Origin of the sequence: Parasphingorhabdus sp. (assembly GCF_036963805.1) — a bacterium.
GTDB lineage: Bacteria > Pseudomonadota > Alphaproteobacteria > Sphingomonadales > Sphingomonadaceae > Parasphingorhabdus.
On sequence record NZ_JBALUN010000016.1, the window covers coordinates 24,391 to 33,621 of the forward strand.

8 protein-coding genes are annotated in these 9,231 nt (G+C 54.4%); 2 read left to right on the top strand and 6 right to left on the bottom strand.

Annotated elements, in window-relative coordinates; genetic code table 11:
- Positions 1 to 249 precede the first annotated feature (249 nt).
- Positions 250 to 2,490 (top strand): catalase/peroxidase HPI, encoded by a 2,241-nt coding sequence (gene katG, locus V7676_RS17365; RefSeq protein ID WP_335660860.1) that lies wholly within the window; start codon positions 250 to 252, stop codon positions 2,488 to 2,490.
- A gap of 226 nt (positions 2,491 to 2,716) precedes the next feature.
- Entirely contained in the window at positions 2,717 to 3,253 is a 537-nt protein-coding gene (locus V7676_RS17370; RefSeq protein WP_335660861.1) for a phosphatase PAP2 family protein, read from the top strand.
- A 117-nt stretch (positions 3,254 to 3,370) separates the two neighbouring features.
- On the opposite strand, the gene V7676_RS17375 is transcribed toward V7676_RS17370, so the two are convergent.
- From V7676_RS17375 to V7676_RS17400, 6 genes are all read right to left on the bottom strand, one after another.
- Positions 3,371 to 4,156 (bottom strand): LPD7 domain-containing protein, encoded by a 786-nt coding sequence (locus V7676_RS17375; protein ID WP_335660862.1) that lies wholly within the window; start codon positions 4,154 to 4,156, stop codon positions 3,371 to 3,373.
- Positions 4,149 to 5,984: a type IV secretory system conjugative DNA transfer family protein gene (locus V7676_RS17380; RefSeq protein WP_335660863.1), complete on the bottom strand. Its 1,836-nt coding sequence runs from the start codon at positions 5,982 to 5,984 to the stop codon at positions 4,149 to 4,151. Before V7676_RS17380 ends, V7676_RS17375 begins: the two co-directional genes overlap by 8 nt.
- Positions 5,956 to 6,966 (bottom strand): P-type DNA transfer ATPase VirB11, encoded by a 1,011-nt coding sequence (gene virB11 / locus V7676_RS17385; RefSeq protein ID WP_335660864.1) that lies wholly within the window; start codon positions 6,964 to 6,966, stop codon positions 5,956 to 5,958. The genes V7676_RS17380 and virB11 overlap by 29 nt, the downstream gene beginning before the upstream one ends.
- On the bottom strand, positions 6,966 to 8,156 hold the full coding sequence (virB10, locus tag V7676_RS17390; RefSeq protein ID WP_335660865.1) for a type IV secretion system protein VirB10: 1,191 nt from the start codon (positions 8,154 to 8,156) through the stop codon (positions 6,966 to 6,968). Before virB10 ends, virB11 begins: the two co-directional genes overlap by 1 nt.
- Positions 8,156 to 9,016 carry a P-type conjugative transfer protein VirB9 gene (gene virB9, locus V7676_RS17395; protein ID WP_335660866.1) on the bottom strand — a complete coding sequence of 287 codons (861 nt, stop codon included), beginning with the start codon at positions 9,014 to 9,016 and terminating at the stop codon, positions 8,156 to 8,158. The genes virB10 and virB9 overlap by 1 nt, the downstream gene beginning before the upstream one ends.
- On the bottom strand, positions 9,013 to 9,231 hold a 219-nt coding region (locus tag V7676_RS17400), incomplete at its 5' end, for a VirB8/TrbF family protein (RefSeq protein ID WP_335660867.1). The genes virB9 and V7676_RS17400, both read right to left, overlap by 4 nt.

Here is a 9,231-nt window from a genome sequence, read left to right on the forward strand (position 1 = left end):
GCCCGCGCCCGGTCGGCACAACGATACGGCAATTTCTAAATCGATGGAATCTTTAGAAAATGCACCCTGGGTTAGGAGATATAAGGAACGGAACTGCACTTTTGGAAATACGTCTGAATGCCAAATTGTTGAGTAGGCTTTCGGCGTGTTGTCGGCCGGGTTTAACCCCCATCGCCCGGCCGACACTTTACCACACCCCGAATAACAAATTTTTCAATCAAGCAACGGACTTAAATCAGGAGGAATCTTATGAACAAGAACACAACATCAATTTTGGCCCTTATGGCAACTGTAATGTCGCCGATGCTCCTTTCCGCGCCTGCTGCGGCTCAGTCAGAGAGTGACGCGAAACCACAGGCAAAACCAATGTCCAATCAGGACTGGTGGCCAGACAAGCTCGACCTGACAGCACTGCGTCAGCAAGATGCAGGTGCCAATCCCTATGGTGATGATTTCGATTACGCGGCGGAATTTGCCACGCTCGATCTCGATGCTGTCAAAGCCGACATCGAGAAAGTTCTCACGACATCGCAACCTTGGTGGCCGGCCGACTATGGCAATTACGGCCCGTTCTTCATCCGCATGGCTTGGCACAGCGCCGGAACATACCGGGTCGGTGATGGCCGCGGCGGGGCTGGCGGCGGCGAACAGCGTTTTGAGCCGCTGAACTCTTGGCCTGACAATGTCAGTCTCGACAAAGCGCGCCGCCTCGTATGGCCGATCAAACAGAAATACGGACGCAAGCTTTCCTGGGGAGACCTTATGGTTCTTTCTGGCAACGTCGCGTTGGAGAACATGGGATTCAAGACCATTGGTTTTGCTGGTGGCCGTGTCGATACCTGGGAACCGGATATGGTTTTCTGGGGACCAGAAACGAAATTCCTCGCGGCTGATCGCTTCGACAGGGAGGGCAACCTCATCGGCCCGCTGGCAGCAACCCAGATGGGACTTATCTACGTCAATCCGGAAGGACCGGGCGGCAATCCTGATCCTCTGGCAGCCGCAAAGGCCATTCGCATTGCTTTTGGTAATATGGCGATGAACGACGAGGAGACGATTGCTCTTATCGCTGGCGGACATACTTTTGGCAAAGCGCATGGCGCGCGCAAACCAGATGAATGTGTTGGTCCTGACCCAACTGGGGCGGGCGTGGAAGAACAGGGATTTGGTTGGAAAAACAAATGCGGGAAGGGTAATGCCGAAGACACCGTGTCCAGCGGGCTGGAAGGTGCATGGACGTCCAATCCGGTTGCATTCACGACCCAATACTTTGACAATCTCTTCCGTTTCGATTGGGTCAAAACGAAAAGCCCGGCCGGAGCAACTCAATGGATTCCTACGGCTCCTGCCGCAGCCAATTTGGTTCCCGATGCGCATGTCAAAGGCAAGACACATGCACCGATCATGTTCACGACCGATCTTGCGCTAAAAGAAGACCCCGGCTTCCGCGTGATTTCGCAGCGCTTTCACGATAATCCCGAAGAGTTCAAGGATGCGTTTGCTCGGGCTTGGTTCAAACTAACTCATCGCGATATGGGGCCAAGTTCCACCTATCTCGGCAAGGACGTGCCTGCTCAGCAATTTTCATGGCAAGACCCGCTGCCAAAAGCTGATTACGCACAAATAGGTAATGCGGAGATTGTTCAGCTCAAATCGGAAATTCTAAAATCCGGCCTGAGTGTGCCGCAACTGGTCAGGACGGCATGGGCATCGGCTGCTACCTACCGGCAAACAGACATGCGAGGCGGGGCTAATGGAGCGCGCGTCCGGCTTGAGCCTCAAATTAACTGGCTTGCAAATAACCCTGCCGAATTGCGCAGCGTGTTGAAAAAGCTAACTACAATTCAAACGGCATTTAACCGCTCACAAAAATCAGGCAAAAGGGTCTCGCTCGCAGATTTGATCATTCTGGGCGGGAATACTGCGATTGAGCAGGCTGCTAGCCAGCGTGGTAGCAATATCAAAGTTCCGTTTACCCCTGGCCGGGTAGATGCGGCGCAAGATCAGACTGATGCAGTTTCCTTTGCCGCGTTGGAACCAACAGCGGACGGTTTTCGGAACTATTACGCGGCGAACAGCCTTTATCCACCCGCAAAGATGCTCGTAGAAAGAGCAAACTTGCTCGACCTGACTGTTCCAGAAATGACGGTTCTCGTTGGCGGAATGCGCGGATTGAATGCAAATTCGGGGCAATCGGCCAATGGTGTGTTTACAGATCGCCCGGGCACCTTGAGCAATGATTTCTTCGTGAATCTGCTCGATATGTCCACCAAGTGGTCGAAGTCGCCCAATGACGCGGGCCTTTACGAAGGGCGTGACCGGGAAACCGATGCACTTAAATATACGGCGACACCTGTCGATCTCGTCTTTGGATCAAACTCCGAGCTACGTGCGGTAGCAGAGGTATATGCCTCGAATGATGCCAAAGCGAAATTTAATCAGGATTTTGTAAGGGCTTGGACCACAGTGATGAATCTTGATCGTCAGTAAACTCAGATCGATCTGCAGTTGAAGGAACAGTTTCGCTAGTGAACCAAGTTTAACGGGTCGCTTCGCTAGCGCGTACCGACCGGGCAGCGCCCTCGCAGCCCGGTCGGTATTAATTTTGAGAGCCTTTTGACAAAGGGCAAAGACCCTGTTCACGTGTACATCAACCGAAGTAGGCAAAAGATCTCAGGCGTTGGGCGGTCATATTTTATTCAGTCAGGTGCTGCTTATGAAGAAATACTATTTTGGCTCAGCTGTCTCGGTGCTTCTTTCCGTTTCCCCTGCTCAAGCCAGTGAGAAAGGGTGGGCTGATGCTGGCACAGCAGCTGAGATTGGGCTCGTTGTGATTGCACTTGGAGCGCCTGCGGTTCAGGAAGATTGGAATGGTGATTTACAGGCTGCGGGCAGCATCGCAGCCGCCGGCTTGATCACACAGGGATTAAAAGAAACATTCCCCAAATTGCGCCCAGACGGCAGTGACAATCGCAGCTTTCCTTCTGGTCATACGTCGGTGTCCTTTGCAGCCGCCGCGACGATCACCAATCGTTATGGTTGGAAAGCTGGCCTACCCGCACAAGTAGTGGCGGCATTTGTCGGATTATCCCGCATTGAAGCGCGCAAACACGACGTCGCTGACGTATTGGTAGGAGCTGCCATCGGTGAAACCAGCGGCTTTCTGATTACTTCAAAGCGCAACAATAATGTTCAAGTGTTTCCCTGGGCCAGCACAAAAAGTGCCGGTATCTCAGTTGCAGCGCGGTTTTGACTCTACGGATGATTGCTATTGGTGAAAGCAGTGAAGTTCGCGGTACGCATTTTGCGAGAGTGACCCGTACATAAACCGAATGTCAGTCACAGACAATTTCACCATATTGCGTTACCGTTAGCGAGAACGTCCATTCCGCTGCAATACCTGATCCTGTGTAATTTCGCGGATGCGCTGTGCCTGCTGGTTACGCACCTGAATGACGGCGATTTTGTCTCCTTTGGCGATACGGATCGCAACTTCCTGCCGTTTGGCTTCAACTTCCTTTGCCGCTTTAACCGCATCATCGGGATGTTTTGCGCGCGCGATGGATATGGTCTGGGCGACCAGACTTTGTGCGCGACGGAGGTCGGGGTCTCGCGCGTTTTCTGCATGGGACTGGCTCAGGAATCTTTTGGACAGTGCTCTCAGTTTGATCGGTTCTTCTTCAGGTTTCGTTTTAGTGGTCCTAGATTTCTTCGGCTCGCGACGTTTTTCCCGTTCAGCAATCCGTGCGCTGAGACGGTCAGCCTCGGCCTGAACGACTTTTGACGGCCGATAGTTCTCGACGGACAACCCCTGCGCGGAAGCTGCAAGAAATGCGGCCTTTTTGAATTTGTCGCCGCCGTTGATCTGGATTGAAGTCCAGCCATTGGCCTTAGCGATGCGGATAATGTCGGGAAGGGCATCGATATTGCGGGTTTTGAGGCGGTCAGCTTCGAGCCGGACAAATGGTGTTTTGTCATCCGAAGTCCGGTAGAGCTTATTACCGACGCGAAGAAACTTGCCTGTGAGATCGTCGGTGATGGTCGGCCTTTCAGTTTTGCGTTTTGACTTGGTCGGTGCGGGTTTAGCCTTCTCAGACTTTGCCGCACCATCAAGACTTCGCGCGCGCGGGGCGGCGCCTTCTAGTTCGTCAGCCATTCTCATCGCCTTCCTCTAAAATGCCTTGCACCTGGCCGTTCCGATCAATGGTCAGCAAATCGGCGCAGAAGCTCGGATAATCTTCGGTGCGTATGGCATCCGGATTCAGGGGATGGGCCGGATTCCCTTCTGCCTCTTCGTCGCTCATTTCCCGGAATGGCGCGGGAACAGTCGCAATTTGAGTTCGCCGTTCGATAAGCGGGACCAAAGGTGGGAGCATAGCCCGTTTCTTGAAGAAGCGGTTCCTGAAATAGGCGATCTTCGAGCCGATGATTGGCGGGATGCCGCCGCGCAGCAAAACTAGCTTACCGGCTGAAAATTGCATCAGTTCTTGCGGTAGCATCAAGGCGCGGCGTTGCTCTGAAATGGATTTCGACCGATTGGCGAGTAATCCATTGATGGTGAGCGACTTGGTAATGCTGTCCTGTCCTACATAGCCGATGCGTTCGGACAGATCGTTGGCGACGCGCAGTTCTTTTGGCGTAAACGCCACTTCGACGCCGCAATTGGCGACGATTTCATCGGCGACATGCTCGCCGTAAACACCGCGCAATTGCGAACGTGACTGAATGACCGGAAGGAGCCTGATCCCGTAACCTGCGACATAGGAAAAGGCGCTCGCAATCACCGATGCGCGGCCAAGCCGCGCAAATTCATCTAGGATGACCAGCACTGGTATCGGCGTGGTCTCACCGGGTAGTTCTCGCACGTTGAGGTCAATAAGCTGCTGGAACAGGAGATTGTAGAGCGGGGCTATGCGGTCCAGTTCATCGGGTGATACACCAAGGTAGATCGAGATAGGCCGTTTGCGGAGTTGGCGAAGATCGAAGTCGCTTGCTGCGGTTGCGGCATCAACCAGGGGGTTGAGCCAAAGACCGAGGACGTTTGTGATCGTTTTCTTGACGTCAGCAAAGCTATTGTCTGAACCACCAGCAAAATCGGCAAGGGCGGTCCGGCATCCGACCGACAGGATCAGGCTAGGATTGCCCAGTTCCTTTTTGAAAAAACCGCGCGCGTCGCCTTGGTTCAAATGGCGATAGATTGCGCCCATCGTTAGTGGCTCGTCGCTGGTTTCGGCAATCCATGCACCAACTCCTGCAAATCCGGTTCGTGCGCCGTTGGACCAGAAGGCTTCGCCGTGATCTGGAGCAACAAACAGCATTGTTGCGATCTTTTGCAATTCGATAATGACATCATCGGGATCATCGCGGTTGATGTAGGCCAGCGGATTGTAACGGGCAGTGCGGCCTTCGCGGTCGGTCGGGTTGAACAGATAAACGTCCTGACCATAATGGGCGCGAAACCCCGCGCTGGCGTCGTAATTTTCGCGTTTCACATCAAGGACGACAACCGAGCCTTGCCATGTCAGCAGGTTGGGAATGACAATACCGGTGCCTTTACCCGAGCGGGTTGGAGCTTCGACGATGACATGCTCGCTCCCGCCGAAGGTCAGGAAGCGACCACCTTTGCGGCCGAGGACGATTCCCGCACTGCTGCGAAAGCCCTGGCGCTTTATCTCGCTTTCACGGGCAAAGCGCGCAGCTCCATGCAGCGGCGCACCGCGCGCCCAAAGGGCATAGATTAGGCCAATCAGGAGCAAGCCCCCGCCGACCAAACCGCCTGCCATCGCCCGCACAACTTGCGGATCGCCGCGATAATACCAGACAAACTGGGGAATTTTGAGTGGATCATAGGCTGTGACGGGCAGACCTAGAATAAGCCACCCAATCATACTGGCTATGGCGAGTGCAATGAGCAGCCCGAACGGGATTCCGATGAGTAATCTTAACGCCCCGCCGTCAGGCGGCGTGCCTGCCTTCTGGGTCATAATAGATCTCCGTTACTCGAAATTTGCCGTCAGTCTTTTTGATCTGGACAACGCAATCCACGAGCATTTTTAGCAATGCCCGAATATCATCGCGCGCAAGATCGGAGCCGCCTTCGCTTTCCTTGACCAGCAAAGTCAGCTGCTCGAACGCCAGTTCGGCGGAATCGGCATGGATAGTGGTAATCGATCCTGGATGACCTGAATTGACGTTGCGCAGGTAAAAGAACGCCGTCCCATCCCGCAGCTCCTGAAGCAAGATACGATCAGGGCGCATCCTGAGCGCGCTTTCCAGCAAATGCTTGGCGGTAACATTGGCGGTGCCTTGCCCGTCCTTCGCATAGAGCATGTGCACGACATTCTTTTGGGGAACGACCAATTCGCGTGTGTCTTCGATGGTTAGGAGCCGTTCTTCAGAAGGGATTAGTTGGATCAATCCCTTGGAAAATGTAGTTTTGCCAGAGCCTGTTGCGCCCGAGATGAGAATGTTAAGCTTTGCTTTGACCGCAGCATCGAAGAACTCGACATGATGACCCCCGCGAAGCAGTGTGAGTAAGTCTAACTCATGCTGGCTCACCTTCTTTTCAGCAATCCGAGTGTTTTTGAACAAGCCCGCTGCCTCGAAATCATCCAGTGTCATGGACACGCTTGATGGTTTGCGAATGGTGATTGAGACCGTTTCATCAGGGACAACCGGCGGGACAATGATTTGCACCCGCTCACCGCTTGGAAAGATGGTTGAAACTATCGGATTTTCGCGAGTAATATCCTGCGCTGTATAGGCGGCTGCAGCAGTTGCCAGCGCCATCAGCGTCTTGAAATCGAGCGAAGGCTCGTTTTCCCATGTCCAGCGCCCGCCCCGCTCTATGCCGACCTCACCGGGAAGGTTGATGACCAGTTCGGTGACGCTCTCATCAATCAGATATTTAGCTAAAGGCTGGGTCACGCTGTCCAGAACAGCGGTGTTTTTACCCGGCGCGGCCATTATTTAAGCGCAAGGCCGTAAACGGTCGAGAAATCGAAGTCCTGTGCGACGGTTATTCCAACGTCCTCACCCTGATTTTTGCGCAGGACCGGCTTGATGTCGCCATTCTGCTGCAAGACGGTGGAGGCTGCGTCAGATGGGACACGGGTTGTGTTCGAACCATTGTTGCCGACCGCTTCTGCTCCAACGGTCGCTGCATCCTCGACAAGACTGAAAAGCAAAGCGGTGCCAAATCGTTTCCAGAAAAAATTCTCGACTTTACCGTCTACACCGCCGCGACCAAGTGCGTCGGTTGCCGGCGAGCCAACATCAATCGCGATGCCGCGCGGTGTCACTGCGCGCGTCCAAAGGACAAACAGGCGGTATTGACCCCGATTAAGGCCGCCCTGATATTCGCCAAAGATTTTCGTGCCTTTTTCCAGAAGCACGACCCGGCCATTGTCGGAATAGACATTGCGCGGAACAATACAGCTCACATAGCCGGGCTGACTGGAATCCATCGCGGTTTGTAGAACGCAAGGGATAAAACTTCCCGCCGTAATCAGGAAATTCCGGTCGGGAAGCGAGCGTGCCTGAGCTTGTCCGATCACCGACGCGCGCCGGAGCGTATCAAGGTTGGTCGATTGCCGTGGCAAAGCTTCTCCGGGGCTCGCTCCATTTGCTGCCGCACCATAGTTGGCTGCACTGCCTCCACCGGCGCGTTCGCCGCCATAGGCAATCAGCGTGGATCGGCGCGCAGCTTCGCGCAGCGCCTCGGCTGGGGATTGCTGACGCTGTTGCATTGTAGCTGGTGCTTGGCCTTGCGAATATTGTGGCTGCTCGCCAATAGCAGGAACAACCGGTTCCCCCAATGGAATAGGCGCATTGGGATCTGTTCCAGCTTCTGCGAGCGTTGGTGCAATGACCGTTGCTGGATCATAGTCTGCCGCTTCGAGCGCAGGTTTGGGTTTTACGGGCGGCAATTCTGAATTGCCGGTTAGCCCGGTTCCAAGTGCCAGCACGGTGAACATCAAAGCCCCAGCGGCGGCGGCAAAGCCGATCATCTTTTTCGCGTCCATCGTGGTGCCGGGAATAGACGGCATTTTATTGCCGCGTTCGCCCGCGGGGCTGCGGTCAATTTCGTCTGGGTTAGGGGTTTGATCGACTTTAGCGCGCTCAGCGGCTCCGACGTCATTGGCTGTATCGGCCATCAATTTGACTCCCCGTCATCTGTGCGCTCGACAATGCTTGACGCCGTGCCGGTTTTGGGATCGCGTCCATAAAAATCGGGTGCGTCATTGAAGATGCACAGCACCTTCTTGCCGCGCCGCAAGCGGAGCTGCGCAAACACGCCGTGCACCACGACAAATTCATCGCGAACATCAAACGGAACGATGCTTTCGCTACCGTCGGGATTGATTGCGAATATAGCTGGAAGTTCGCGTTGGTTTGGAAAACGCAGGGCGGTAAATTGCCCGTTGTCGGTAATTTCGGAAGGTTGGATTTCCGATGACCCTTGCACGCTATATTTGAGATTGCGCGTGCCTTCGAGAACGCCCAGATCAAGCGCTGAGCGTATCGCCCCGGATTGCAGTGCGACGGCCTGTGTATATGCCGCCTGCGTTGCAGCAGCTTGCGCCGCCGCTGCCTCTTCGCGCGGATAGCGGAAGGCTACCTTGAAAAAGGTATCTGCGGCTTTCTCACCAATCGCGCCGCGACGGGCGCTCAGCTCAAATGTATAGGTTCGGTTTCCTGTATTTGAACGTGTGATGACAATCAGATTGGTTGGGCCAGCTCGTTCGCGCGGCTTGATGAACAGTGAATTTTCAGCCGGGGCAACTTCCCAGGATATCGTGTCGCCGAGCGCGACATGCTCGACGCGTTCGCCCGGAGAAAATACGATCTGCGTTGCCGACCGAAAAACTCCAACAATACGGAAGACCTGGTTTTCGTCATAGACCACTTCGCGGATGCGGTTGTCTTGCGCCGTTGGCTGAGGGGTTTCACCAGCCATTATTGGTGATCCGCTAAGCAGCATCGCCAATAGGGTGAAGTTTCTTAGATTTTTCATGGTGTGACCTCCAGATCAGCGCGGTAGGTTTGCACTTCCAGCCCCAGCGGATTTTTGAACCGTTGCTGTTCGGTAGTTGGTGTGTCTGTGGTATCGTAGGTCACGGTTGCGATAGCCTGCGTGTCAGTGACGCGCGACCCTTGCTGGAGCGATTTGGTGAAGCGTATTTGCGCGACTTTTTCGGAAACGAACGTGACTGATTTGACCGCGATGAA

Bases quoted from the DNA above. Each gene is read 5' to 3' on its own strand.
- virB9 (WP_335660866.1), bottom strand. From the start codon at position 9,016: ATGAAAAATCTAAGAAACTTCACCCTATTGGCGATGCTGCTTAGCGGA.
- V7676_RS17380 (WP_335660863.1), bottom strand. From the start codon at position 5,984: ATGACCCAGAAGGCAGGCACGCCGCCTGACGGCGGGGCGTTAAGATTA.
- virB10 (WP_335660865.1), bottom strand. From the start codon at position 8,156: ATGGCCGATACAGCCAATGACGTCGGAGCCGCTGAGCGCGCTAAAGTC.
- katG (WP_335660860.1), top strand. From the start codon at position 250: ATGAACAAGAACACAACATCAATTTTGGCCCTTATGGCAACTGTAATG.
- V7676_RS17370 (WP_335660861.1), top strand. From the start codon at position 2,717: ATGAAGAAATACTATTTTGGCTCAGCTGTCTCGGTGCTTCTTTCCGTT.
- virB11 (WP_335660864.1), bottom strand. From the start codon at position 6,966: ATGGCCGCGCCGGGTAAAAACACCGCTGTTCTGGACAGCGTGACCCAG.
- V7676_RS17375 (WP_335660862.1), bottom strand. From the start codon at position 4,156: ATGGCTGACGAACTAGAAGGCGCCGCCCCGCGCGCGCGAAGTCTTGAT.